The organism is Streptomyces sp. A1277, from assembly GCF_004795015.1.
In the GTDB taxonomy this organism is placed as follows: domain Bacteria; phylum Actinomycetota; class Actinomycetes; order Streptomycetales; family Streptomycetaceae; genus Streptomyces.
On sequence record NZ_SSBI01000041.1, the window covers coordinates 14,558 to 38,755 of the forward strand.

General features: G+C 74.8%; 19 protein-coding genes. 6 read left to right on the forward strand and 13 right to left on the reverse strand.

Annotation, left to right across the window (positions count from 1 at the left end):
* Positions 1–100: 100 nt before the first annotated feature.
* The 13 genes from E6R18_RS24590 to E6R18_RS24645 form a co-directional block, all read right to left on the reverse strand.
* The gene (locus E6R18_RS24590; protein WP_136319084.1) at positions 101–667 is read right to left on the reverse strand and encodes a phage tail protein; all 567 of its coding nucleotides are present in this window, start codon (positions 665–667) and stop codon (positions 101–103) included.
* The gene (locus E6R18_RS24595) at positions 664–2,625 is read right to left on the reverse strand and encodes a putative baseplate assembly protein (protein WP_136319085.1); all 1,962 of its coding nucleotides are present in this window, start codon (positions 2,623–2,625) and stop codon (positions 664–666) included. The genes E6R18_RS24590 and E6R18_RS24595 overlap by 4 nt, the downstream gene beginning before the upstream one ends.
* Entirely contained in the window at positions 2,625–3,032 is a 408-nt protein-coding gene (locus E6R18_RS24600) for a GPW/gp25 family protein (RefSeq protein ID WP_136319086.1), read from the reverse strand. The genes E6R18_RS24595 and E6R18_RS24600 overlap by 1 nt, the downstream gene beginning before the upstream one ends.
* Positions 3,029–3,346 carry a PAAR domain-containing protein gene (locus E6R18_RS24605; protein ID WP_136319087.1) on the reverse strand — a complete coding sequence of 106 codons (318 nt, stop codon included), beginning with the start codon at positions 3,344–3,346 and terminating at the stop codon, positions 3,029–3,031. Before E6R18_RS24605 ends, E6R18_RS24600 begins: the two co-directional genes overlap by 4 nt.
* A 47-nt stretch (positions 3,347–3,393) precedes the next feature.
* Positions 3,394–5,163, reverse strand: coding sequence for a VgrG-related protein (locus E6R18_RS24610; RefSeq protein ID WP_136319088.1), 1,770 nt, complete (start codon positions 5,161–5,163; stop codon positions 3,394–3,396).
* Entirely contained in the window at positions 5,160–5,894 is a 735-nt protein-coding gene (locus tag E6R18_RS24615) for a LysM peptidoglycan-binding domain-containing protein (RefSeq protein ID WP_136319089.1), read from the reverse strand. Before E6R18_RS24615 ends, E6R18_RS24610 begins: the two co-directional genes overlap by 4 nt.
* 49 nt (positions 5,895–5,943) lie before the next feature.
* Complete coding sequence (locus tag E6R18_RS24620) at positions 5,944–6,369, reverse strand: phage tail protein (protein ID WP_136319090.1); 426 nt, start codon at positions 6,367–6,369, stop codon at positions 5,944–5,946.
* 16 nt (positions 6,370–6,385) lie between these two features.
* Positions 6,386–8,221, reverse strand: a complete 1,836-nt coding sequence (locus tag E6R18_RS34460; RefSeq protein ID WP_206308418.1) for a hypothetical protein — start codon at positions 8,219–8,221, stop codon at positions 6,386–6,388.
* 1,459 nt (positions 8,222–9,680) lie between these two features.
* Complete coding sequence (locus tag E6R18_RS34150) at positions 9,681–9,839, reverse strand: DUF6760 family protein (RefSeq protein WP_167535327.1); 159 nt, start codon at positions 9,837–9,839, stop codon at positions 9,681–9,683.
* Entirely contained in the window at positions 9,836–10,330 is a 495-nt protein-coding gene (locus E6R18_RS24630) for a hypothetical protein (RefSeq protein WP_136319091.1), read from the reverse strand. The genes E6R18_RS34150 and E6R18_RS24630 overlap by 4 nt, the downstream gene beginning before the upstream one ends.
* Positions 10,327–10,767, reverse strand: coding sequence for a phage tail protein (locus E6R18_RS24635; protein ID WP_136319092.1), 441 nt, complete (start codon positions 10,765–10,767; stop codon positions 10,327–10,329). Before E6R18_RS24635 ends, E6R18_RS24630 begins: the two co-directional genes overlap by 4 nt.
* 64 nt (positions 10,768–10,831) lie before the next feature.
* Positions 10,832–12,358 (reverse strand): phage tail sheath family protein, encoded by a 1,527-nt coding sequence (locus E6R18_RS24640; protein WP_136319093.1) that lies wholly within the window; start codon positions 12,356–12,358, stop codon positions 10,832–10,834.
* 470 nt (positions 12,359–12,828) lie between these two features.
* Positions 12,829–14,142 carry a hydrolytic protein gene (locus E6R18_RS24645; protein WP_136319127.1) on the reverse strand — a complete coding sequence of 438 codons (1,314 nt, stop codon included), beginning with the start codon at positions 14,140–14,142 and terminating at the stop codon, positions 12,829–12,831.
* A 225-nt stretch (positions 14,143–14,367) separates the two neighbouring features.
* Here E6R18_RS24645 and E6R18_RS24650 point away from each other — a divergent pair, with 225 nt between their 5' ends.
* The 6 genes from E6R18_RS24650 to E6R18_RS24675 all read left to right on the forward strand — a co-directional run bounded on the left by E6R18_RS24650 (position 14,368) and on the right by E6R18_RS24675 (position 24,193).
* Complete coding sequence (locus E6R18_RS24650) at positions 14,368–15,093, forward strand: LuxR C-terminal-related transcriptional regulator (protein ID WP_136319094.1); 726 nt, start codon at positions 14,368–14,370, stop codon at positions 15,091–15,093.
* Positions 15,094–15,248: 155 nt separating this feature from the next.
* A complete protein-coding gene (locus E6R18_RS24655) occupies positions 15,249–17,231 on the forward strand; it encodes a DUF4157 domain-containing protein (RefSeq protein ID WP_136319128.1) in 1,983 nt (660 codons plus the stop codon).
* A gap of 120 nt (positions 17,232–17,351) precedes the next feature.
* Entirely contained in the window at positions 17,352–20,540 is a 3,189-nt protein-coding gene (locus E6R18_RS24660) for a DUF11 domain-containing protein (RefSeq protein ID WP_136319095.1), read from the forward strand.
* The gene (locus tag E6R18_RS24665) at positions 20,537–21,244 is read left to right on the forward strand and encodes a DUF4255 domain-containing protein (RefSeq protein WP_136319096.1); all 708 of its coding nucleotides are present in this window, start codon (positions 20,537–20,539) and stop codon (positions 21,242–21,244) included. The genes E6R18_RS24660 and E6R18_RS24665 overlap by 4 nt, the downstream gene beginning before the upstream one ends.
* A gap of 222 nt (positions 21,245–21,466) precedes the next feature.
* A complete protein-coding gene (locus E6R18_RS24670) occupies positions 21,467–23,563 on the forward strand; it encodes an ATP-binding protein (protein WP_136319129.1) in 2,097 nt (698 codons plus the stop codon).
* Between the two features lie 39 nt (positions 23,564–23,602).
* Positions 23,603–24,193 (forward strand): DUF1707 domain-containing protein, encoded by a 591-nt coding sequence (locus tag E6R18_RS24675; protein ID WP_136319097.1) that lies wholly within the window; start codon positions 23,603–23,605, stop codon positions 24,191–24,193.
* Positions 24,194–24,198: the final 5 nt, after the last annotated feature.

Consider the following 24,198-nt stretch of genomic DNA (forward strand, 5'->3'; position numbering starts at 1 on the left):
GCTGCGGCGCGACGACCATCCCAAGTACGTACCGCAGCTTCCGCAGAAGTCCTCGTCCTCCGCGTTGGCGGCGCCGCAGGCCGGGCACGGGCGCGTCACATCAGGCTCCTGTCTCGTCGGCCGGGGCGCCCGGCAGCATCTCCACCCGGCAGGTGAGGTGCGCCGGGCAGGAGGCGCGGACGACGGCCAGGACGCGCGTCGCGTCCACCGTGGCTCCGGCCGGGGGGCGGACCCGTACCAGCAGTTCGCCGGTCGGGGCGGCAGGGAGTGCGGCGCCCGGCTCGGACGACCAGGCCGCGCCGCCGCCGTCCTGGATGTCGGCCTCCACGCCGAAGCAGAGGCGCAGGTGTTCGGTGAGGCCCCGGCGGGTGCCGCGCCGGCGGTGGAGTTCGACGGCGCGGGCGACGGCGGCGCGGCGCAGTTCCACCGGCCAGGCCGGGTCCATGCCGGCGCCGACCCAGGACGACAGCCAGGGCAGGAAGTCGTCCGGGGTCAGCGCGGGGTCGAAGTAGGCGGGGAGGTTGTCGAGGGTGGACAGGACGGGGGCCAGGACCGTGTCCAGGCCCGCCGTGAAGCGCTGGGCGAGGTCGTCGTCCGCGTACAGGGCGGGCAGCAGCGCGCCGATCGGGTAGCGGCTGGGGAGTCCGGGGATCGCGGCCCTGGTCATGGGCGCTCACCGGGCCCGGCCGCCGTGACGGCGATCTGGTGCTGGTGGGAGAAGACCAGGGCGTTCGCGGCGACGTCGATCCGGTCCACGGCCGCGCCCCGGCGGCCGGTGAGCGGGTCGGCGGGGAACAGCCGTACCTCCTCCACCAGGCGCACTCCGGGCACGCTCTGGAGTACGGCGAAGACCTCGCCGTACTGCACGGGCCTGCCGAAGGGCCAGCCGTTGCCGTCCGCGCCGCCCCGGAGCGGGTCGATGTGGCGGAACAGGGCGTCGAGCGCGGCGGCCCGGACCCGGTCCATGTCGCCCTCGTCCGCCACCAGCCCGGCGACGACGGTGACGCCCTGGTAGGCGGGCGGTTCCACGACCAGGCGGGTGCCGACGAGGCGCCGTTCGTCGAGCCGGCCGGCCACGGCCGCGAGGACCGAGTCCGGCGGGATCAGCTGCTCGAACCGCAGCCGGCCGCCCTCGTCGGGGACGGCGTCGGGCACCACCAGGACCCGTACCGCACCGCCCTCGCCCGCGACGGCGGGCAGGCAGCGGACCCGGCGCAGCGAGGGGGCGGCCTCGCGGGCGATGACCTCGTGGTCCTCGGCGGTGACGGCCCGCTCCTGGACGCGGAGGATCTGGGGCGCGCGCGCCTTCGCGTTCCCGACGCTCTCGCCGTCGACGCCGCCGCGTGCCGCTTCGCGGTTGTCGACTCCGGCGACGTACGGGACGGAGCTGCGCAGGACGCGGATGGCGCCGCGTGCCACGTTCCCGGCGGCGCCGCCGCCCGTGCGGTAGCGGGCGACCCGGAGCTGGGCGCCCTTCGGGGGCACCGCCCCGTAGGCGCGCATCGTGCCGTCCGCCTCGCGCACCTCCGGCGGGAAGGCGAACCGGCCGGTGGCGGCGTCGATCCGGACGTGCCGGTCGTCCGGGGAGGAGGCGCCGAAGTGCTCGACCGGGGTCCAGGTCTGCCAGCCCCCGTCCGACGACACCTGGACGGCCGGGGGTTCCGCGTCCAGCAGGATCGGCGTCCGGGGCACGGAGAACGTCTGGCCCGCGACCCCCTCGGAGGTGCCGAGCGGGACGTCGAGGACGGTCTCCGCGTGTTCGACGCCGACCGTGCCGCCGACGGTGAAGACCTCGGCCTCGCGGATCGTCGGGGACTCCGCGTAGAAGGGCTGGCCAGGCGCGGCCTCGGTGACCCGGCAGCGCAGCCATCCGGCGCGGGTGCCGGCCGTCACGGACGCGGTGTGCCCGGCGGGCACGAACACGGTGATCTCGCCGGGCTTGTTGAGCCCGCCGGTGGAGTCGGTGCCGGTCGCGCAGGGCACCCAGCGGGCGCCGTCCCACGCCTCCCACACCAGCGGAGGCTGCCGGGGGTCGACGCCGACGCCCTCGACCCGGCTGTCCAGGCGTACGGCGACGATGCACCGGGGCACGGCGGTGGGCAGCCCGAACAGCAGGGCGTCACCGGGCTCGGGCCGGGGCTGGAAGCAGGGGATGTCCTTGCCCTCGCCGAGCGGCGCGGTGCGGTCGGTCTGGTCGCCGGAGGCCGGGACGGTGACCAGGCGGATCAGCGAGCTCGGCACGATGGCCAGGTCCTCCTCGGTCGAGAAGACCACCGCCTCCTCGGTCTCGCCGCGCGCGGTGGCCACCTCCGTACCGGCGGGGAGGCGCACGGTGTCCGGCTGGGGCGCGGACAGCCAGAAGTCGACGTCGGCGCGGGCGGCCGTCGGCGGGAACAGCTGCACGCCCAGCAGGTCGAGGAAGGCGAAGTAGTTCCGGTCGGGCACCCGGTTGAGCCGGTACAGCAGCTGGTCGACCATGTACGCGAACGTCTCGATCAGGGTGACCCCGGGGTCCGACACGTTGTGGTCGGTCCACTCGGGGGTCCGCTGCTGGACGTACCGCTTGGCCTCGTCCACGAGTTGCTGGAAGCGCCGGTCGTCCAGGTTGGGCGGGGGCAGGGACATCAGCGGGCTCCCGCTTCCGGGATGGTGTAGAAGGGGAAGACGAGGTTGCGCAGGTCGTTGGTGGACCGCACGGTGTAGTGCACGTCGATGTAGAGGGTGCCCTCCTCGACGGTGTCGAAGGCGACGACCACGTCCCGTACGTCGATGCGCGGCTCCCACCGCTCAAGCGACACCCGCACCTCGTGGGCGATGCGCCCGGCGGTCGCGCCGTCGCCGGGGGCGAAGACGTAGTCGTGGATGCCGCAGCCGAACTCGGGGCGCATCGGCCGCTCCCCGGGCGCGGTGCCGAGCACCAGGCCGATGGCCTCCTCGATCTCCTGCTCGCGCTCGACCATGCCGATGCCGCCCGTGGCGGCGACCCGCAGCGGGAAGCCCCAGCCGCGGCCGATGAATCCGCCCTCGCTCATATCGGGCCTCCGATCAGGACGTTGGGCGCCCCGGCGACGATCTTGGCGCCGCAGCTCGTGGTGTCGCCCATGCGGGCGGCCGGCAGCCCGCCGATCAGGACCGCGCCACCGGCCAGGGCGGCCGGGTTCGGCATGACGACGTTCCCCGGGCCGAGCAGGGCGTGCGGGGGGACGGCGCACACGTGGAGGCTTCCGGTGACGGCGGCCGGTTTTCCGCCGATCAGCACGGTGGCGACGGCCACCGCACCCGGCGGCGGGGTGCCGATGACGCCTCCGTGGACGGTGGGGTCGCCCGTACGGGCTGCGGGGGGCATGGCTGCTGTTCTCCTTGTCGGGGCTGCTGGGACTGCTCGGTTCGGGGTCAGTTGATGCGGATGAGCGCCGCCTTCAGGACGGCGAGCAGGCCGCCGTCCACGGTGACGCCGGTCTTGCCGTTGACGGTCACCGACGCCCCCTTCACATGGACGTCGCCCAGGCCCGCGTCGAGCGTGATCCCGGACCGGCCGAGGGACAGGGAGCTGAGCACCCGGGAGGTGCCTCGGGCGTACACCTTCAGCGCGATCTCGCCCCGCCGCTCGTCCAAGGTGACCTCCAGCTGCTCGTCGCCGGTGGCCAGCCGCACGCCGGACGGGCCGCGCGGGCTGTCGAGGAGTTCGATCCGGTTGCCCGAACGGGACACCAGAGAGCGGCGGTTGACCTTCCCGCTGGTCGGGTCGACCAGCGGTACGTCGTGCGGCGACGGCTTGTCGACGCCGTTGTAGAGGCCGCCCAGCACGTACGGGCTGTCCAGCATGCCCTGCTCGAAGCCGACCAGCACCTCGTCGTTGACCTCGGGGCTGAACACCCCGCCGCCGCCCTGGCCGCCCCACTGCACCGTACGGACCCAGTCCGTGACGTACGTGTCGTCCAGCCAGGGGAACTTCAGCCGCACCGAACCGCGTTCGCCGTTGCCCCGGCCCTCGCGGATGTCCGTGACCACGCCGATCGCCAGGCCCGGCATACGGGGTCCCGGCGGGGGCGCGCCGCCGCCGGTGAGCCCGGACAGGGAGCGGTCGGGGGCGGTGCTGACCAGGACGGTCGTGCGGTAGCCGCCGTGCGGGTCGAGGACGTGGTGGGCGGCCGTGGCGGTGTAGCGGCCGGCGAAGGCGGGGCCGACGTTGCCGAGGGCGACCGGTTCACCGGCCCGGAGGCGGGGGTTGCCCTCGGCGACCGCCTCGATCTCGCCGAAGCCGGAGGAGACCCGCGCGGCCACCGCCCCGGCGACCGCCCCGGCCTCGGCCTGGGTGCGGTACGGGGTGTCGGCGACCGTCATCCGGGCGTTCGGCCCGAACGCCCCGGCGGCGGCGGACGGGCTCGCGCCCGGGACGACCGTGGTGGAGCGGACGGACTGCTCGCGGGCCACCAGCCGGGTCTTGGTCTCCACGTCCCAGCCGCGCACCTCCACGCTGTCCGCCCCGTCCGCGCCGGTCAGCACGGCCCGCAGCGCCAGCAGGTTGCGCCCGTACTCCAGCACCATCGGGTGCCTGGACGCGGAGGTGGACGGGGAGGGCGCCGAGGCGGCGGGCTTCGGCTTCACGAACTGCAGCACGCCGTTCTCGTCCACCCGGACGTGCGCCCCGCACTCGCCCGCGAGGTACTGGAGGAAGTCCCAGTCCGAGATGTTCGGCTGGGTGAGCTGCTTGTACATGACGGGGGCCGCCTCGACCTTCCCGCACGGCAGCCCGGCACCGGCGGCGACCTTGCGGACGATGTCGGCCGCCTTCATGTTGCGGAAGGCCACCACCTTGCGCCCGCGCCGCAGCCGGTGCGCCTTGGAGAAGGCCCGGACGACGGTGAACGAACCGGTGGTGTCGCTGTCGAGTTCCAGCGCGGTGACCTCACCCGTGAACAGCCGCTCGCGCGCCCGCTCCTGGACGGTCACCACAGAGATCTTCAGCGGGGTGCCGATGGTGATCCCGGTGGCGGTGAGCAGCGTGTGGTACGGGTCGCGGTAGGTCAGGACGGCGGTGTCGGGGAGGCCGACGTTCTCGTCGACCTCGCAGCGCACCAGCTGGGCCGCCCATGCCTGGGGCAGCTCGCCGGGCGCCTCCACGATCGGGTCGGCGGCGAAGGAGCGGGCGGGCCCGGTCACCGTACGCCCCCCGAAGCATCCTCCGCCGCGCGGTCCTCCAGCGCGGGTACGAGGAGTTCGCTGCCGGGGGCCAGCCGCATGGGGTCGTCGATGTCGTTGGCCTCGGCGATCGTGCGCCAGGCGGTGGCGTCCCCGTACTCGCGCCAGGCGAGCAGCGGCAGGCTGTCCCCCGCCACGACGACGTGCGTACGGCGCGCCTCCCGCGAGCCGGACGTCGGGTTCTGGCCCGCCGGGTCGACGCTCGCCTCCTCGATGGACAGGGAGCAGGTGGCGCGCAGCGGCTTCCCGTCCACGTCGAACAGCGTGTACGAGACGGAGAGGCTGGAGAGCACCCCGTCGAACGACGTCGTCCTCGACGTGCCCCAGTCGAAGCGCACCCAGGGGCTCGACGGCTTCTTGCGGCCCAGGCTGCTCGGGGTGGGCACGCAGGCCGTCATCAGCTGTTCCACCGCCTTCTCCACGGAGTTGTCGTGGGTGGCGGTGGCGTCCAGGAACACGTCCAGGGACAGCGACCGGGGCCCACTGCCCACGAACTCGGGCAGCGCGGACTCGCCGGCCGTCCGGGACGGGGTGCGCCGCCACTCGGTGGACTTGGACAGCGAGAGCGTCGCCGGGTTGAACTGCAGCGTGAGCTGGGCGAGGGTGCCGCCCGGTTTGGCGCCGACGTCCGCCGGCGGTTCCATGATGGTCAGCTGGGCGCGTGCACGGCTCGTGCGGGCAGCGGCTGGCATGGGCTTCCTCCTCCTTCCTGCTCGTGTGGGTGGTGGCGTCGTCGGCTCATCAGGACGGCACCAGGCCCTCGTGCGCGATCTCCAGGGTCTCGATCGCGGCCTGGGAGCTGGCCGGGTCGAAGGAGGGCCCCTGCCAGCGCACCGGCACGATGCCCTGGATCTGCCAGCTGATGATCCGGGTGAGGTCGGGGCGGAGCGCGACGATCTCGCCGTCCTTGCGCTCGACCCGCTGGATCGTCTCGTTCAGCCAGCGCGCGATCTTCAGCGTGTCGGTGGTGACCGGGCGGGTCAGTGTGATGTTGGTCCAGGTGATCCGCCCCGGCAGCTGCCAGGTGAACCCGTTGTTGCCGCCCTCGGCGTACTGCTCCAACTCCACCTCGGCGCCCAGCCCCGAGCACGTGTGGAACTGCCCGAGGTCGCTTCCCCCGATGGCGAGCGTGAAGAACACGCTCGTCGCGAAGATGTTGTCCGTCATCTGCTGCTTTCTCTCTTCAGCGGCGGCCGTCGTACGGGCGTCCGGACCGTTCCCTGCCCCGGCGCAGGTCCGCCCGGAGGAGCCTGCTGACCGGGTCGATCAGGCGTCGGGCCAACTCCTCGACGTCCACCCCGGCGGCCTCGTTCGGTCGGGGGGCGACGGGCGCGGGGTCCGGGGCGGGCTGCTTCTGGACCACCCGCACGGGGACTGCGGTCAGCCCCGCTTCGGCCACCGCCCGCTGGACCGCCCGCTCGCGACTGCCGGGCGCGGGGGCCCGGCCCTCGGCGGGCCCGGTCGCCGGTGCGGGCCGGGGAGCGCGTACGGCGAGGGCCTGCGGTACGCCGGACGGGGCGTCGCTCTCCGGCGCGGGGCCGGTGGCGGGCGCGCCGGTCTCGGCCACCACGGGCATCGCGAGGCGCTGCACGGGTACGGCGGGGCCGCCGGGGCGGGGGGCGCCGGGTGCGTGGGGCCGGACGACCGGGACGGGCGCGGACTGCTGCGCCGGGGGCGGTGGCTGGGGTACGCGGGTTGTGCCTTCGCTCGGCGCGTCGGGGCGGGCGGTCCGTTGGACGGTGGCGGGCCGGACGGCCGGGGTGGCGTGAGCGCGGGCGGTGGGGGTGGGCTCGGCGCCCCGGGTGTCGTGGCGCTCTTGCGGGCGCGGGGCGTCCCGGCGCCAGATCGCCGGTACGACGGGGCGCGTGGCGGCGGCCGGCTCGGGGGCGGTGAAGCCCTCGGCCGCCCCGGTGCGCACGGTGAGCGTCCGCCCGGCGAGCAGGGCCCGCGACCGCTGGACGGCCACGGGTGCGGGGGCGCTTCGGGGGGCGATGCGGCGGACGCGTACGGGGGCGGGGCGGGGGCCCGCGGGGGTGCGGGTGTCCACGGTGGTGTGACGTTGTACGGCGGTGGGTTGGGCGGAGGCGGGTTGAGCGGAGGTGGGCTGGGCGGAGGTGGGCTGGGCGGAGGCTGCTGCGGGCTCGGGGCCGGGGCGGGACGGGGTGCGCAGGGGCATCGCTGCGGGCGGCGGTGCGGCGGGGGTCTGCTGCTCCCCCGGCTGCGGGGCGGGGGCCTGCTGCTCCCCCGGCTGCGGGGCGGCGGTCCGGGGCTGCGCGCGGCGGGGGTCGCCCAGCAGCGGGACGTCGTTCGCGGTGCCTGCGGTGGGCGGGAGCGCGGACAGGGGCGCGCCGAGCCCGCCCCGGGTGCGCGCCTGCGAGCCGGGGCCGGTGGCCGGGGCCCGGTGCGGGGGGCCGGGCGTGCCCTCCGGTGCGGGCGCACGGCGGGTGGAGGGTGCGGGCGGCTGGTGGTCCCGGTGGCCGCCCGGTCCCTGCCCTGCCGGGGCAGCGGCCGTTTCCGGCGTCTGCCGCTGGACCACGGGGAGGGCGGGGCCGGCGGGGGCGCTCCCGTCCCGGGCGGGCATGGCGAAGGGGGCCGCCTCGGACGGCAGTTCACGCAGGGGCTTGCCCAGGGCGGGGCGTGCCGGAGGCGCGGCGGGCGGTCCTGCGGATCGCTCGGACGCGACGACCGGCGGGCCCTCCGTGGGCCTCCGGCCGGTTTCGGGCGCGGGCGTTTCCGTCTGCCGCTGGACCACGGGCAGGGCGGGGACGCTCCCGTCCCGGGCTGGCAGGGTGAAGGGGGCCGCCTCGGGCGGCAGTTCACGCAGGGGCTTGCCCAGGGCGGGGCGTACGGGCGGGCGTTCCGTGGACGTCCGGCCGAGGTCGGGCGGCGGTCCTGTCGGCGCAACCGGCGCGGGCGCTTCCGTCTGCCGCTGGACCACGGGCAGGACCGGCTCCGAGGGGCCGACCCCGCCCCCGCCGGACGGGCCCGAGGGGGCCGTCTCGGGGGCCGGTTCACGCAACGGCTCACCCAGCGCGGGACGCACGTGCGGCGCAGCCGGCGGACCCCCGGAACGCTGCGGCGCGGCCACGGACGGGCCCTCCGCGGGCCTCCGCCCGGCATCGGGCGCCCCAGTCGGCGCCACCGGCGCGGGCGTTTCCGTCTGCCGCTGGACCACGGGCAGGTCCGGCTCCGAGGGGGCGGCCCCGTCCCGCACGGACGGGGCCGAGGGGCTCGCCTCGGACGCCGGTGCACGCGAGGACTCGCCCAGCGCGGGGCGTACGGGCGGGCGCTCCGTGGGCCTCCCGCCGGGGTCGGGCGCCCCGGCCGGCGCAACGGAGGCGGCCGGGGCGACGGCGGTCAGGCTCCGCAGGGGCGCCGCCGGGCGTCGGGCGATGATCAGGGGCGGCGCGGTGCGCCGGGTGCGAACCGGGGCGGCAGCGGCGGGACCGCTGTCCCCGGACGCGCGGGACGCCGGCCCGGACGCGTGGGACGCCGGCCCGGACGCGTGGGACGCCGGCACGGACGCGTGGGACGCCGGCACGGCGGACGCGGACCCCGGCACGGCTACGACCACGCGGCCCGACGCACCCCGGCCGGTTCGGGCACCCGGAACCGGCCCGGTCCCGGCGGACGCACCCGAGGAGCCCGCACCCACCGCACCCCGACCCGCCCGGCCACCCGCGTCCGGGCCCGGCCCGGCGGACGCACCCGAGGAGCCCATACCTACCGCACCCCGACCCGCCCGGCCACCCGCGTCCGGGCCCGGTCCGGCGGACGCGCGCCCGGCCCCCGCCGAACCGGAAGCCGACCGGCCACGCGCACGCCCCGCGTCCGCCCCGCCCCGGGGGCTCGCGCCCGAACCGGGGGCGGGCGCCTGCGGCCCGGTCCCGGCGGACGAGCCCGACGGGCCCGCGCTTCTCCTGGCGACCGGCGCCGACGAACCCGGACCCGGACCCGTTCCGCTCCCCGCATCCGTAACCGCCCGGCCGCTCGCTCCGGCGGCACCGGGCCGGTTGGTGCCGGGCCGCCGCTGGGCGGCCGGAGCACCCGGCGCCGAAGGCGCCACCGGCGCCACCGGCGCCACCGGCTCCTCCGGTGCGCCGGTCGCGCGCAGGAGGAGGGGCGCCCCGGACGGTGCGGAGCGCGGCGTGCCCGGGGTGCGGGCCACGCCGTGGATGAGCCCCACGGGGGCGGACGGCAGGACGGCGTGGCCGAGTTCGCCGCCGTACGCGACGTTCTGCCACGACGCGAGCCGGGACCTGAAGCGCAGGCCGTCGCTCACGCCGATCGAGGAGCGGGCGACGGTCACCGCCGGCGGGGCGACCCGCCGCCAGCCGCCGTCCCAGTCCGCGCCCGGCCCGGCCACGGGCTCCGGCTCCGGCTCCGGCTCCGGGCCGGCCGGCGCCGGGCCCGTGCCGGGGACGCCGTCCCCGGCCGCGACCGGCCGCCGCCGGAACCAGTCCCTGAACTCCACGCCCTCACCCGCTCTCGTTGACGCGGGTGTTGATCCGCGCTATCTCCCTCACCCACTCCTGCCGCTCACCATGGGTGAGGTCGAGGATGTCCTCACGCTGCCAGTGGAAGTGGTAGGCGATGTACGCGAGCTCCTCCCGCAGCCGGGAAGGCGCGTACGTCACGATTCCCCCAGGCGTTCACCCGAGAGGTCCACCTCGAAGGAGCCCTGGCACAGCGGGCACGTGACCGCGGCGTGGGTGTGGCCCTCGCTGTTGATGCGGCGGTAGAAGTCCTGGAGGAACGCCACGTCGGTGGCGTACATCCGCTCGACCACTCCGACGTGCACGTCGCTCACCGTGCCGAGCCGGGTGATCACCTGGCTGAGGAGTACCACGCTCAGGTACGCGGGGTTCTCCTTGACCCGCAGGTCGATCTGCGGGCGCAGTTCGTCGCGGGCGGTGGCGAGCCGCATCGAGCCGCTGCGGTGCACCCGGCCCTCGTCGTCCACGTAACCGCGCGGCAGCTCGAAGTCGAACTCCGTGCGGAGGTCCGCGCGGTCCGGCTCCCGGGCGGGCGGCGGCGCGGGGGCGGCCTCGGGCTGCGTGGGCGCGGCGGCGGCGAGGCTGTCGAGGACCTCTTCGAGGCCGCCGCCGGAAACGGTCCTGCGCCTCATTCGACCACGATCTCCTCGAAGGTGATGGTGACCGTCTCCGTCGCCGCGCTGGACTCGCCGGCCTTCAGCGAGGGGCCCTCCCAGCGGCTGGCCCAGCCCTGCATCAGCTGGATGCGGCGGACGGTCTCACCCTTGGAGTCCTTGATCTCGATGGTGAGGTTCTGCCGCGCGGTGTCGACGGCGCCGTTGTTCAGCGTCTCCTTGATCCACTTGGTGAACTCGCTGCTCTTGTCGAGCCCGCGGGTGATCGTCACCTCGCCGGCCTGGCGCGCGCCGGGCTGCTTGCGGATGATCTGCTTGCCCGTGGCGGTCACCTGCCGGACCTCGACCACCTCTTCCTCGACGGTCAGGCCGCTGATCTCCTGGATCGACTCCACGAGGTAGCCGCCGAGCTGCACGCCGAAGACGTGGGTGGAAAGAGCGTCGCCCTCTGCCATGACTCTGTGTCACCTGTTCCGTTCGTTGCCTGTTGCCTGCTGGGTCACTCCGCGACGGGGACGGTCACTCGTCCACGAGGCTGGTGCTGTCGGAGAACTGCGAGAGGCGGAAGACGACGAACTCCGCGGGCTTCACCGGGGCGACGCCGATCTCGCACACGACCTGGCCGAGGTCGATGGACTCCTGCGGGTTGTTGTCCCGGTCGCACTTGACGTAGAACGCCTCCTCGGCCGTGCGGCCGAAGAGCGCGCCCCGGCGCCACTCCTCGGAGAGGAACGCGGTGACGTTGCGCCGGATGCTCGACCAGAGGCGGTCGTCGTTCGGCTCGAAGACCACCCACTGGGTGCCCAGGAGGATGGACTCCTCCAGGTAGTTGAAGAGGCGGCGGACGTTGAGGTAGCGCCAGGCCGGGTCGGACGAGAGGGTGCGTGCGCCCCAGATCCGGATGCCCCGGCCCGGGAAGGCGCGTACGCAGTTGACGCCGATCGGGTTGAGGAGGTCCTGCTCGCCCCGGCTCAGGCGCAGTTCCAGGTCGAGCGCGCCCCGGATGACCTCGTTGGCGGGGGCCTTGTGCACGCCGCGCTCACCGTCGCTGCGCGCCCAGACACCGGCGACGTGGCCGCTCGGCGGCATCAGGGTCTGCCGGCCGGTCGCCGGGTCGAGGACCTTGAGCCACGGGTAGTAGACGGTCGCGTAGCGGGAGTCGTATCCGGCGTCGTCGTTGCGCCAGGTGCGTACGCGCTGGGCGTTCATGCCCGGCGGGGTGTCCAGGACGGCGACCCGGTCGCCCATCTGCTCGCAGTGCGCGATGAGGGCCAGCTGTACGGCCCTGACGCCCTCGTCGTCGATGTCGCCGCGCTGGTGGGCGCTCATCAGGTCGGGGACGGCCACCATGGTGATCTCGTCGATCGCCTCCAGGGCCGCGATGCCGGTACGGGCCGACGCGTCGCCCACGTACTCGGCGGGGCCTGCCCCGGCCGGGCCGCCGGTCTCCGGGGCGGCCGGCGCGAGGGTCAGGCTCTGCTTCTCGGGGCGGGTCTGGGCGGCGCCGGGCTGCTCGATGACCTCGATGAGCTTGGACTGACGGGCCTGGGTGACCAGGTAGCCCTTGACGTTCTTGCGTACGGACGTGTCGAAGGTCTCCGCCACCTTGCCGCCCTGGCGCACCAGCAGCCGGAACCGGTCCTCCGGGGGGTTCTCGCCCTCGGCGTCGGTGACTTCGATGGAGAGGCCGTCACCGGCACCCGGCCGGGCGGAGACCAGGAAGCCGCCGATGGCGACGGACGGGGCCTGGGCGGGCGCCTTGTCCCGGGGCGCGTCCTCGGCGGGGCCGCCGATGCGCACGATGTACGCGGCGCCGCCGCCGTTGGTGAAGAACCCGTGGACGGCGAGCGTCAGGTAGGTGTCCGGGGTGAAGGTGCCGAAGGCCGATACGTACTGGTCCCAGCTCGTCACCAGCGTCGGCCGGTGGAAGGGGCCGGTCTCCGCGAAGCCGACGAAGGCTGCGACCGCGGTGCCGACTCCCTCGATGGGCCGTGCTCCGGACTGCACCTCCTCCACGTATACACCTGGGGTGAGGTACGACGGCATGCTCGCTCCTTCGGCTGGTCAGTCGTTCGCCCGGACAGTCTTGCCGGGGCGTGTGCGCGGGCAGTAGGTCTCAAAGTCCTGGCCGGGGGGCAGGGCCGCTGCCTTTCCGGGCCCCCGCGGGCACTCCCCCGGCACGAGGGATTGATTTCAGCCAGAAACTACCGAGCCGGCGGGGCGGGAACGGCCGGAATTCCATGATCGCGTCCGGGTGGCCGGGGAATGCGGCCCGCTCCGACGAGCGCAGGGGCCGGCGGTCCGAGCGATTCACCGCACCCGGGAATGCCGGGAATCACCCGTGAAATACCGGAATTCACCGGCCGGAACGGACTCCGGGCATTTACCCGTCCAGTCGTTCCGGGTGTGTCCGGGTGTGTGAAGGGCCACACCCGGGTGAACGCACGGCGGCACGTATCCGCAGGTGGAGAACCTGTCTGTTCATATCGCCGGAACAGAAGGACAGGAATCCGGCGCTATCGTTCCTCTCGCGAGACATCGCTCAGCACACCGCTGACATTGAGCACTTGGTGGCACCCGGTGGCCTGCGTACCGGTCGCCGGAGTCCCGGGCTTGGAACAGGTCACGGAAACGGTGACCGCCGCCTTCTCCGGTATCTGAATGGGGGTGACCCAGTGATAGTCCTGGTTCCTGAACGTCTCCAGGGCAATGGTGGTGATCTTCCGCTTCCCGAAGGAGATCGTCAGCAACCCTTCGTCGCCCTGGAAATTGGCCACGACTATGTCCGTGACACCGAATGTCTTCCCCTCCGGGACCACGTACGTCCCGGCCCTCCGGGCCCCGGCGCGCGTCTGCACGTCGATGGTCTCGGAGCTCTGAAGGGCGTTCGCCCCGCCCGCGCCCCCGGTCGAGCCGGAGCCGCCCGTACCGGCACCGCCGGTGCCGTCCGCTCCCGTCGTGCCGCCCTCGCCCTGACTCCTGGGCTGCCCCTGCCCGCCGTCGGCGGTGCCGCCGGTCGCGGCGCCGGGCTGCCTCGGCTCCCGGTTCTCCTCCTGCGCGGCCTTGGCGCCCGCCTCCTTCGCGGTGCTGCGGACAGCGGGCCGCACGAGCGCGAACCACGCCACCAGCAGCGCGAGGATCGCCGCCAGGACGATCAGCAGCCACTTGGGCAGCAGCGGGAGTTGCGCGAACTCGCCCGGCAGGGGCTCCGGCCGGGCGGGCTGCCCGTCCTCGACGCCCGCCCCCTCGCTCTCCGCCTCGGCCGCGACGACCTCGAACGGCCAGGACGCCGGTGCGCCGAACCAGATCAGCTTCCGGGCCCGCACCCGCAGGCCCGCCTCCGCGGACTCGCCCGGCTCCAGCCTGCGGCGCTCCGGCGTGAAGGCGAGGCGCAGCTCCTCCCCGGCCTGCTTCCCGCTGAGCGCGACATCCGTGGGAGCGTTCCCACGGTTCTGCACCGAGATCCGGAACCGGGCCCCCAGCCAGCCCCTGCGCCGGCCCGGCTCCAGCCGCGCCCGCAGCTCGCGGAACGGCTCGACCACGACCGTCATCTCGGGAACGGCCACCGACTCGGGGTGCTCCGCGGGCAGGACCCTGACCCCCAGGGGCACTTCGCCTGCCCGGACCTCGTGGGACCGGGGCGGCGCGAGGCGCACCGTGACCGTCTCGGAGGTGCCCGGGTAGAGGGAGACCCGCGCCGGCTCCACCGTGGTCCATGCCGCACAGTCGCCGACCACTTCGAGGGTGTACGCCTCGACGATGTCGCCGTCGTTGCGCACGGTCAGCGCGGTCGTCGCTTCGGCGCCGGGCGACACCGTCACCGTGGGCATGTCGAGTTCGGCAGATGTGGTCACGATGCGACGTTAGGCCGCGCCCCGGTCCCGGCGGCAGGGGCGGGAGGGCAACGTGCGGGCAGGCCGGGTGCCCCGGGGGCACATCCGCGCCGGGCGCCCGTGCCCCACCCCCGTGCCAGGCCGCCCTGAGCGGCACGGGACGAGCCCGTACGGCATCTGACCCATCGGTTATCGGCGAAAGCGGCCCAGAAGGACGAGCGCATGACCACGACCACGACAGACATGACGAAGACGGCGGCGGGCGGCCCCGGCCGTATCCCCGCCGCGCCCCAGCACCCCGCGCCCAGCACACCGGCCCCGGCGTCGGGCCGGGTGACGGTGGCGGTGTACGCGGAGGACCTGATCCTCCAGACCGGAGTGGTGCAGCAACTGCGTCCACGCCCGGAGATCGAGCTCATACCGCAGGAGGAGGCCGACAGCGCACAGGTCTCCTTAGTGGTGGTGGACATGGTGAACGAACCCGCCGTCCAGCTCCTGCACCGCCTCCAGCGCAACACCGCCACCCGTACCGGCCTCGTCGTCGGCTACTTCGAGGCGGGCGCCCTGCAGACCCTGATCGAGTACGGGGTCGCCGCCGTGCTGCGGCGCGGGGAGGCCGATCAGGACCGCCTCGTCCACCTCGTCACGGCCATCGCCAAGGGCGAGGGGGTCCTGCCGGGCGACCTCCTCGGCAAGCTCCTCGACCACGTCAGCAGCCTGCACCGCACGGTGCTGGACCCGAGGGGCCTCTCGCTGTCCACCCTCACGACGCGCGAGGCGGAGATGATCAGGCTGGTGTCGGAGGGCTACGGCACCGCGGAGATCGCGCAGAAGACGTCGTACTCCGAACGCACCGTCAAGAACGTGCTGCACGAGGTCGCCACCCGGCTCGACCTGCGCAACCGGGCCCACGCGGTGGGGTACGCCATGCGGCACGGGCTCATCTGACGGGGCGGCGGGCGCCGTGGGGGCAACCGGTGTTGCCCCCACGGCGCCCCGGGGCGACCGCCCGGCCGGGACCCGTGTCCCGGTCTCTGCCCCGGCGACCCTTGCCCGGCGGCACGGCCGACCGGTCTGGTGGCGGTGACCGCCCGTCGAAAGGCATCCCGTTGTCGCAGCATGAGCACCGCACCGGCCGGACCGCCGAGACCCGGTCCACCCCGTCGCGCGGCCCGGCCCCCGTGGACCGGACCGAACTCCTCGACCTCCAGCGCACCCTGGGGAACGCGGCCGTCCTGCACGTACTGCGGAAGGCCGGCCACCCGTACGCCCAGGAGGAGGCACCGGAGCAGCCCGCCGTGCAGCGTTCGGCCGTCCACGACGTGCTGAGCGGGAGCGGGCGGCCGCTTGAGGCGCCGCTGCGGCAGGAGATGGAGGCCCGGCTCGGCGAGGACTTCGGCGACGTACGCGTCCACGACGACGCGGCCGCCCGGGCGTCGGCCGCCGAGGTCGGTGCCCGCGCCTACACCAGCGGCCACCACGTCGTCATCGGCGACGGCGGCAAGGACAAGCACACGCTCGCCCACGAACTCACCCACGTCATCCAGCAGCGCCGGGGCGCGGTCGCCGGCACCGACCACGGCGACGGGCTGCGGATCTCCGACCCGTCCGACGCGTTCGAGCGGGAGGCCGAGGCGAACGCGCACCGGGTGATGGGCCGTTCGGTGGCGGGGGCCGCCCCCGCCGGGCACGACGCCCATGTCTCCGCCGGTACGGCTCACGTCGGCGGGGCGGCGGTCCAGCGGTTCATGTCGCCGGTCGCGGAGGGGGACGCCGCGGAGTGGCGGCGGCGGGCCCTTGAGTACACCAGCGCTCACAAGGCGCGCATCCTGAACGAGTACGCGCGCGTGGTGCTGGAGAGGGACCCCGACGAAAAGGACATGAAGCAAATCCTCAAGGAGCTGGGAGCCCTGCCCGCCTGGCAAGCAGTCGGGAAGGCCGCGCGAGGCGGGCCGGACACCGCCGGACCCGCCGTCGACGCATCACTGACCACACTGGTGCAGAAGCTGAACCTCATGGAGCAGGAGTGCGCGACGGCGGCCAAGGCGGGGGAGACGCGGGATGAAGCCGTCCCCCTGCCGGGAAGCGTCGTCGGCACCGAGTTCACGTTCACGGACAGCACCCTCAACGGAACGGTGAAGAAGGGCGCCCTTCCCCTGATCGTGGACCTCGGCAGTCTGACCGGCAAGGCCGAAGCCAATGCCAGATCCGTGATCACGTACGCGAAGGGCAAGATGAACGCCTGGACCGCACTGGTACAGAAAGCCGCTCCGCCGGCCGGGTTCACGCTCAGCGTGAGCGACACCACCGTCAAGGACCAGGACGCGAAGCGGTTCACGTACACCGACGGGTCCGCCTCATGGTGGTGGGAGATCACCATGGACGACGCCTGCCTGGAGACACGGACCGACCCGACCCCCATCAGCGGCCTGCACTCCTCCCACGTGCGCGCCATCATCCAGGGCCACATCTTCGCCCTTGCCGAGAAGTGCGGGCTGCACGTGGACCAGACCTCGGCCGGAGGCGGCGGTCACCTTTCCGTGGACAGCGCGTCGACCTTCGGCGCAAGCGTCGAACTCTTCGTCCAGTCCGTGCGGCAATGGGAGACCGACTGGGAGTCCTGGGTCGACTCGTTCGGCGCCGCACCGCGCGAGAAGGACGTGGAGAACGCGCCATGGACCGGCGATCTCCCCCAGACCAAAAGCGACCACCTGGCCGACGTCGAGACTCTTATCGACGACATCCTGGCCAACGCGCGCCAGGGGAACGTGGACCTGCCGGAAGCGGTCCGGCAGCTCCAGAACCACATGGCGGGGCTCCCCCTGCACGCGCAGGCGTCGCAGCGTCTCAGGGACAAGGTGAAGAGTCATCCTGAGGACCGGTCTCACTATCAGGCGGTCAACCTGGAACACATGAACTCCGCGACGGAAGGGAACCGTCGCGTCGAGTTCCGCGACATCCAGGCGCAGTCCGGCTACGAGCAGCTTCTGAGGGACCTCGGCCACATCGGCCGAATGCTCCAAGGCGTGCGCGACGAGGTCGTCATCGACCAGCGCAACCGCCTGGACGCGCGCCACAAGAAGTAGACCCGCCCGCAAAGGGCACCCGCTCTTCCCCGCCCCGGGTACTCCCGGCCCTGTCCCCGCGCCCCCGTACGCAGGATGCTCGACGTGGAGAACCATCGACCCAGACTGTGAGGTGGACCCGTGGGCGGTCCTGCTGGCCCGGCGAGGGGTGCCCGGTGGCGCCGGCTGAGCGGTGCCGTGGTGCTGCTGACACCGCTGCTGGTGGCGGGTTCGGTGTCCGCCCCGCAGGCGCAGCCGGCCGCCGCCTCGGACGCGGCGGCGGCGGCGGACACCGGGCGGATCGCGTTCGCCGGTACGGGGCACCGCAGCCTCGGCCGGGTCACCTCGCAGACCGCCACCGAGGACCTGTTCGGCAGCGGTCCGGCCCACTACGACCAGGACGCCTTCGGACGCGGACAGGCGCTGGTCTTCACCAGCCTCCGCGACGAGGCACGGCCGCAGGTGTACGTGCGCGGCGCGGACGGCACCGTACGCAAGCTGACCACCGGCATGGACGCGGCGCACCCCGAACTCTCCGTGGACGGGCGGACGGTGGTCTTCGACTCGGCCGGGGCCGGGGACCAGCGGGACCTGTGGGCGGTGGGTGTGGACGGCTCCGCGCCGCGGCAGCTGACGGACACGCCCGCCGACGAGACCTCGCCGACGCTGTCCCCGGACGGCACCCGGATCGCGTACGCGAGCGACGGCGGCCCGGAGCCGGGCACGCAGATCTACGAACGGGACCTGTCCGGCGGGCCGGTGACGTGCGTCAGCGACAGCGCGGAGGGCGACGCGAGCGAGCCGGAGTGGAATCCGGTGGGCGACGGCACGCACCGCTCCCGGGTCGTGTACACGGTGCGGGTCGAGCCGCAGTCGGACACGGACACCGGGCACCGGCTGCGGGTCACGGACGGGCCGGGGACGGGCCGTCCCGTGCTGACCGGTCTCGGCGCCGACTGGGGCACCCGGTCGTCGGCCTGGCTCCCGGACGGCGAGGGGCTGCTCTTCCTCAGCCCCAACACGGACTGCGGGTGCTCCGTCTACGACCACGTGTACCGGATCGGCTCCCTCGGCGAGCCGGTCCCGCGGATGGTGCTCACCGAGGACCGCGAGGTGGAGGCACCGGCGGTGCTCGGCCCCGTGGACTCCTGGACGACGGTCGTCACCCGCAGGACCACGAAGGACGCGGACCTGGTCACGCTCCAGGACATGCGGCAGGACGGTTCGGACCCCCGGGACCTCCGGCTCGACGTGCTGCGCGAGGACCCGAGGGCGTGGTCCAACACGAGCGACGACCCCGCCGACGATCCGCTGTTCCACCCGGCGGACGGCTACGACCCGTGGACCGAGCGGCAGACGTACACGCCCGACGGGCGGCAGATCGCCGTGACCCGCTTCGAGACCGTCGACGGCGAGCGGGTCCAGCGGATCTGGCTGGCCGACACCGACGGGACGCACGCGGAGGCGATCGGGCTGGAGGGGCGGGGCCCGAAGGACCGGGACACCGACCCCTCGTTCTCGCCGGACGGCACCCGGCTGGCGTTCACCCGGTCCACGCCGGGCGCGGACGGTACGTGGACGAGCCGGGTGCTCCTCGCCGACGCCGCGAGCGGGAAGATCACCGGCGAGGTGGTCCCGCCCGCGGGCGAGGTGGTGGGCGGTGACGCCCAGCCCACCTGGTCGTCGGACGGCGCCACGCTCGCCTTCACCCGCAACCAGGTGATCCGGGGCCTCGGCGGCATCAAGCACGTGTGGACGGCCCCGGCGGACGCCCTCGGCCAGCAGCGGGACCTCAGCGTCACCGGCTGCCCCGGTGAGTGCAAGGTGATCGACGACAGCCCCGCCTTCTCCCCGGACGGCACGTCGATCGCCTTCAACCGCAAGGACCGTGCCGACCAGATCAACCAGCGGGCGAGCGTCGTCGTCACCTCGCCGGACGGGCGGGACTGCCGGGTCGTGCTGCCGTCCGACCGGCGCGACGACCCCGCCGCGTGCGGCGCGCGGATCCCGGACGTCGAGGCGACCGGCCCCTACCAGCCGCGTGACGTGGCCTGGTCGGCGGACGCCGGACGGCTGGTGCTCAGCTCCCGGCGGGGCAGGGCGCCGAACTCCCCCGAGCAGCTGTCCCAGCTCGACCTCGCCACCGGCACCCTGACCCCGCTGACCGCGCGGCTGCCCGGCCGCCAGAAGGAGCCCGCCTTCCAGCAGCGGGTGGACCTGGCGCTCACCGCACCGCCCGCCACCGCCCCGGTGGAGACCGGCTCCTCGGTCTCGGTGACGGTCACCGTCACCAACCGCGGCCCGGCCCCCTCGCCCGGCACCACGTTCGTCGCCGACGTCCCGCAGGGCGTGCGCCTGGAGGAGCTGACCAGCGCCGCGGGGGCGTGCGCGGCCGGTTCGCCGAGCTGCGACCTGGGCGTGCTCCGGCCGGGCGCCGAGGTGGAGGTCACCGCGCGGCTGACGGGCGTGACGCCGGGGCCCTGGCAGCTGGGCTGGTCGGTCACCGGAAGCGTCGTGGACCCCAACCCCACGGACAACGCGACCGGCACGGCCGTACGGGTCCGCACCACCCCGCCGGCGCCCACGCCGATCCCCCCGGCCCCCGTCCCGACCCCGCCGCACACCCTCCCGCCGCCGGCCGCGCAGCCGCCCGCCCAGCCACCCGCTCCGCTGCCGCCGGCGCCCGAGGCGGGCCCCGGGGTCGTCGTGCGGGCGCAGCCCAGCCCCGGATACGTGGGCGGGCGGGTCGTGGTGACGTACACCGTGCGCAACGGGAAGAACGCGCTCGCCACCGGGTTGCGGCTGCGGCTCGGGCTGCCCGCCCGCGTCCCCGTGGCGACCCTCCCGGCGGGCTGCACCGGCGGGGTGTGCGCGCTCCCCGACCTGGAACCGGGCGCCTCCTCGGTCCTGCGGGTGGTGCTCGCCCCGGACCGCGCCCTGCGGACCGGCATCACCGGCACGCTGACCACCAGCGGCACCGACGCGGACCGGAGCGACAACGTCTCCCGCGTCCCGCTGCGCATCCTCCAGCCGCGCATCGTCTCGGTGCCCGAGATCGGAAAGCCCGGGTTCGTCACCTCGGTGCGCGGGAAGGACTTCCCGCCCGGCGTGCCGGTGAAGCTGACCTGGAAGCCCGGGATCACGGCGGCCGCGCCGCCGGCCCGGCCGGGCGGGGACGGCACGTTCATCGCCCAGCTGCTCATCCTGGTGAAGGACCGGACCGGGCCGCGCACCATCACCGCGTCCGGGCCCGGGTTCTCCCCGGTCACCACGGACTTCCTGGTGGTCAGCGGCACCCTCGTGCCGCCGGACGAGATGGGCCGCCGGTGATCCACGAAGTGGACGAGGCCGTGCGGCTGCTGCTGGTCGACGCGGGGCTCCAGGACAGCGGGGTCGAGCTGGTCTTCGACGCCCCGACGAAGGACTGGTCCGCGCGCCGCAACGCGCCCACGGTGAGCGTCTTCCTGTACGGCATCCGCGAGGACGCGACCCGGCGCCGCACCGGCACGGCCGAGGAGTACGACGACGAGGGCGTGGTCACCGGGCGGCGCACGCCCCCGCGCTGGTTCGAGCTGACCTACCTGGTGACGGCGTGGACCAACCGGCCGCAGGACGAACACCGGCTGCTCTCCGAGGTGTTGCGCTGCCTGATCCGCACGAGCGTGCTGCCCGGCCGGATGCTCACGGGCAGCCTCGCCGAACTCGGTCTCACGGTGGAGATGGAGGCCGCCTCCGCGGGTTCGGGCGACCGGCCGTCCACGGTGGACGTGTGGTCCGCGCTGGGCGGCGAGCTGAAGGCGGCGATCGACCTGCGGGTGTGGGCGCCGCTGGCCGGCGAGGTGGAGGCCGCCGGCCAGCCGGTCACCGAGGGCCTGCTCGTACAGACCGTCCCCGCACGGGACGGCGGGGCGGCCGAAGCGGGGCGGCGGCTGCGCTACGAGGGGGCGTCGGACCCGGCCGGGCGGGGCTTCGCCGCCGAGCGCGAACGGCGGCTCCCGCCGGGCCGGCGCAGGCGCGGGGGTACGGCAACGTGACAGCAGAACAGGACTTCGCCACCGAGCGCGAACGGCAACCCCCGCCGGGCCGGCGCAGGCGCGGGGGTACGGCAACGTGACAGCAGAACAGGACTTCGCCACCGAGCGCGAACGGCAACCCCCGCCGGGCCGGCGCAGGCGCGGGGGGAGGGCCAGGTGACCACGGCCCACCAGGCCCCGCGCCCCGGCCTCCACGCGCCGGACGGCACCCCGCCGACGGCCGTGGCGGACCTCTGGGAACGGCTCGGCCGCATCGAGCGGCGGGTACGGCTCGCGGTCGCGGTGCGCCGGGACGCCGACCCGGAGCCGGACGACCCGTTCCGGGGCCAGTACCTCACCGCCGCCGCAGCCGAACGGGTCCTCGACTCGCGCGACGCGTTCCGCCCCGTCCCCGGCCCGGACACCCCTGCGGACTCCCCCGAGCGGGGCCGGATCGCGGCGCTCGTGGAGCGCTTCGGCCTGGTCGCGCCGGACGTCGATCTCCTGCTGGTCGCGATGGCCCCGGACATCGACGCCCGGTTCGAGCGGCTGTACGGCTATCTCAACGACGACCTGACCCGGCGCCGGGCGACGATCGGCCTGGCCCTCGAACTGTGCGGCCTGCCCGCCGCAGGGGCCGGCCGCTTCCGCTTCGGGCCGTCCGCCCCGCTCGTCGCGGCCGGTCTGGTGGAGGTGCTGGAGCCCGAACGCCCGCTGCTCTCCCGGGTCCTGCGCGTCCCGGACCGGATCACCGCCCATCTGCTCGGCGACGACGAGGTGGACGGACGGCTGCACGGCCTCGTCCGGGTGGGCGAACCGCCGGAGGGGCCGGGCGCGTGCCCGACGACGCTGCGGATCGCGGCGGCTGCCGGTACCGGCCTGGTGCACCTGCTGGACCGGGGCGGCGATCCGGGCGGGCTCGCCGCCGACGCGCTCGCCTCGGCCGGGCTCCGCCCGCTGGTGGTGGACGCGGCGGCCCTGGCGGCGGCCCCGGCACCCGACAGGACCGTGCGCGTCCTGGCGGCCGAGGCGCGGCTGAGCGGCGGCGGTCTCGTCCTCGGCCCGCTGGAGACGCTCGCCCCCGAGCAGCCCGAGGGCGCCGCCCTGGTCGGCGCCCTCTGCGCCGCGGTCGGCGGCGGCTCGCCCCTGATCGTGTACGGGAAGAAGAACTGGGACCCGCTGTGGGCGGGCGAGAGCCCGGTGACGGTCACGGTCCCGCCGCCGGACCCGGCGGACGCGGCACGGCGGTGGCGCCACGCGCTCACCGGGGCCGGTGCCGGGGCAGGTGCCGGGACCGATGCCGGGGCCGGGCTCGCGGCGGGCACCGCGACGGCCGACGCGGATCTCGCCGACGCCACCCGGGCCTACCGGCTCGACTCCGGCCAGATCCGCAGGGCCGCCGCCGTCGCCTCCCGGCTGGCCGCCCTGGAGGGCCGCCCGGTGGAGGCCCGGGACCTGCGCACCGCCGTCCGGGCGCAGAACGGGGCGGGCCTGGCCCGGCTCGCCCGCCGCATCGAGCCCGCCGTCGGCTGGGACGACCTCGTGCTGCCCCCGGCGACCCGCCGCCAGCTCTCCGACCTGGCCCTGCGCGCCCGCCACCGGGAGCAGGTGCTCGGGCAGTGGCGGATGCGGCCGGGCGGGGGCCGGGGGCGGGGCATCGTCGCCCTGTTCGCCGGGGAGTCCGGGACGGGCAAGACCATGTCGGCGGAGGTGGTCGCGGCCGACCTGGGCATGGAGCTGTACGTCGTGGACCTGTCCTCCGTGGTGGACAAGTACGTCGGCGAGACCGAGAAGAACCTGGAGCGGATCTTCGCCGAGGCGTCCGACGTCAACGCGGTGCTGCTGTTCGACGAGGCGGACGCCGTCTTCGGGAAGCGTTCGCAGGTCAAGGACGCGCAGGACCGGCACGCCAACGTGGAGTCGGCCTACCTCCTCCAGCGCGTCGAGTCCTTCGACGGCATCGCCGTACTCACCACCAACCTGCGGGCCAACCTGGACGAGGCGTTCACCCGCCGGCTCGACGTGGTCGCCGACTTCCCCGTACCGGACGCGCAGCAGCGGCTGGCCCTGTGGGAACGCTGCCTCGGTACGGAGGTCCCCCGGGCCCCCGGCCTCGACCTGCCGACCTGTGCGGAGCGCTTCGAGCTGACGGGCGGCTCCATCCGCGCCTGCGCGGTCACCGCCGCGTACCAGGCCGCTGAGTCGGGCCGTCCGCTGGACACCGAGCAGCTGGTCGCGGCCGTCCTCGCGGAGTACCGCAAGCTCGGACGGCTGGTCCTGGACAGCGAGTTCGGCCCGTGGCTGGAGCGCGCCCGGCCGCGGCCGGCCGGCCGGGCCTGACGGGGTGCGTGGCGCCCCGGCCTCCGTATCATCAGGTGCATGACTGCTGAGCCCTCGCGATCCGCCGCCCGCATACGGGCCTCCGACGCCGACCGCGAGGCGGTGGTGGAGCGGCTGCGGGAGGCGGCGGCCGAGGGGCGGATCGACCTCGACGAGCTGGACGCCCGGCTCAACCTGGCCCTCACTGCGAAGACGTACGGCGATCTCGCCCCGCTCACCGACGACCTGGTCCCGGTCGTGCCCGACGCGGGCGAGCCGCTGACCCTGCGGGGCGGCATGCACGGCGTGCGGCGGGAGGGCGGCTGGAAGGTGCCGCCGCGCCTCCTCGTCCAGGCGGGCATGGGCGGCGCCCGGCTCGACTTCAGCCGGGCCGAGTGCCGGCTGCGCGAGGTCGAGCTTGAGGTGGACGCGCAGATGGGCGGGGTGCGGATCGTGGTGCCGGAGGGCTGGGCGGTGGACACGGACGCGCTGGACCCGGGGCTCGGCGGCGTGAAGGACCGGACCTCGGGCGAGCGGCTGCCGGGCGCGCCGCTGCTGAGGATCACGGGCACCTGCGGCATGGGCGGCGTGCGCCTGCGCAACCCCGGCTTCCTCGAACGCCGCAAGCAGCGCAAGGAGTTGGGGCGCTGAGGCCG

Coding starts and splice junctions, on each gene's coding strand:
- E6R18_RS24620 (WP_136319090.1), bottom strand. CDS start 6,369: ATGACGGACAACATCTTCGCGACGAGCGTGTTCTTCACGCTCGCCATC.
- E6R18_RS24640 (WP_136319093.1), bottom strand. CDS start 12,358: ATGCCGTCGTACCTCACCCCAGGTGTATACGTGGAGGAGGTGCAGTCC.
- E6R18_RS24675 (WP_136319097.1), top strand. CDS start 23,603: ATGACTGCTGAGCCCTCGCGATCCGCCGCCCGCATACGGGCCTCCGAC.
- E6R18_RS24600 (WP_136319086.1), bottom strand. CDS start 3,032: ATGAGCGAGGGCGGATTCATCGGCCGCGGCTGGGGCTTCCCGCTGCGG.
- E6R18_RS24645 (WP_136319127.1), bottom strand. CDS start 14,142: ATGCCCACGGTGACGGTGTCGCCCGGCGCCGAAGCGACGACCGCGCTG.
- E6R18_RS24595 (WP_136319085.1), bottom strand. CDS start 2,625: ATGTCCCTGCCCCCGCCCAACCTGGACGACCGGCGCTTCCAGCAACTC.
- E6R18_RS24590 (WP_136319084.1), bottom strand. CDS start 667: ATGACCAGGGCCGCGATCCCCGGACTCCCCAGCCGCTACCCGATCGGC.
- E6R18_RS24630 (WP_136319091.1), bottom strand. CDS start 10,330: ATGAGGCGCAGGACCGTTTCCGGCGGCGGCCTCGAAGAGGTCCTCGAC.
- E6R18_RS24605 (WP_136319087.1), bottom strand. CDS start 3,346: ATGCCCCCCGCAGCCCGTACGGGCGACCCCACCGTCCACGGAGGCGTC.
- E6R18_RS24650 (WP_136319094.1), top strand. CDS start 14,368: ATGACCACGACCACGACAGACATGACGAAGACGGCGGCGGGCGGCCCC.
- E6R18_RS24615 (WP_136319089.1), bottom strand. CDS start 5,894: ATGCCAGCCGCTGCCCGCACGAGCCGTGCACGCGCCCAGCTGACCATC.
- E6R18_RS24635 (WP_136319092.1), bottom strand. CDS start 10,767: ATGGCAGAGGGCGACGCTCTTTCCACCCACGTCTTCGGCGTGCAGCTC.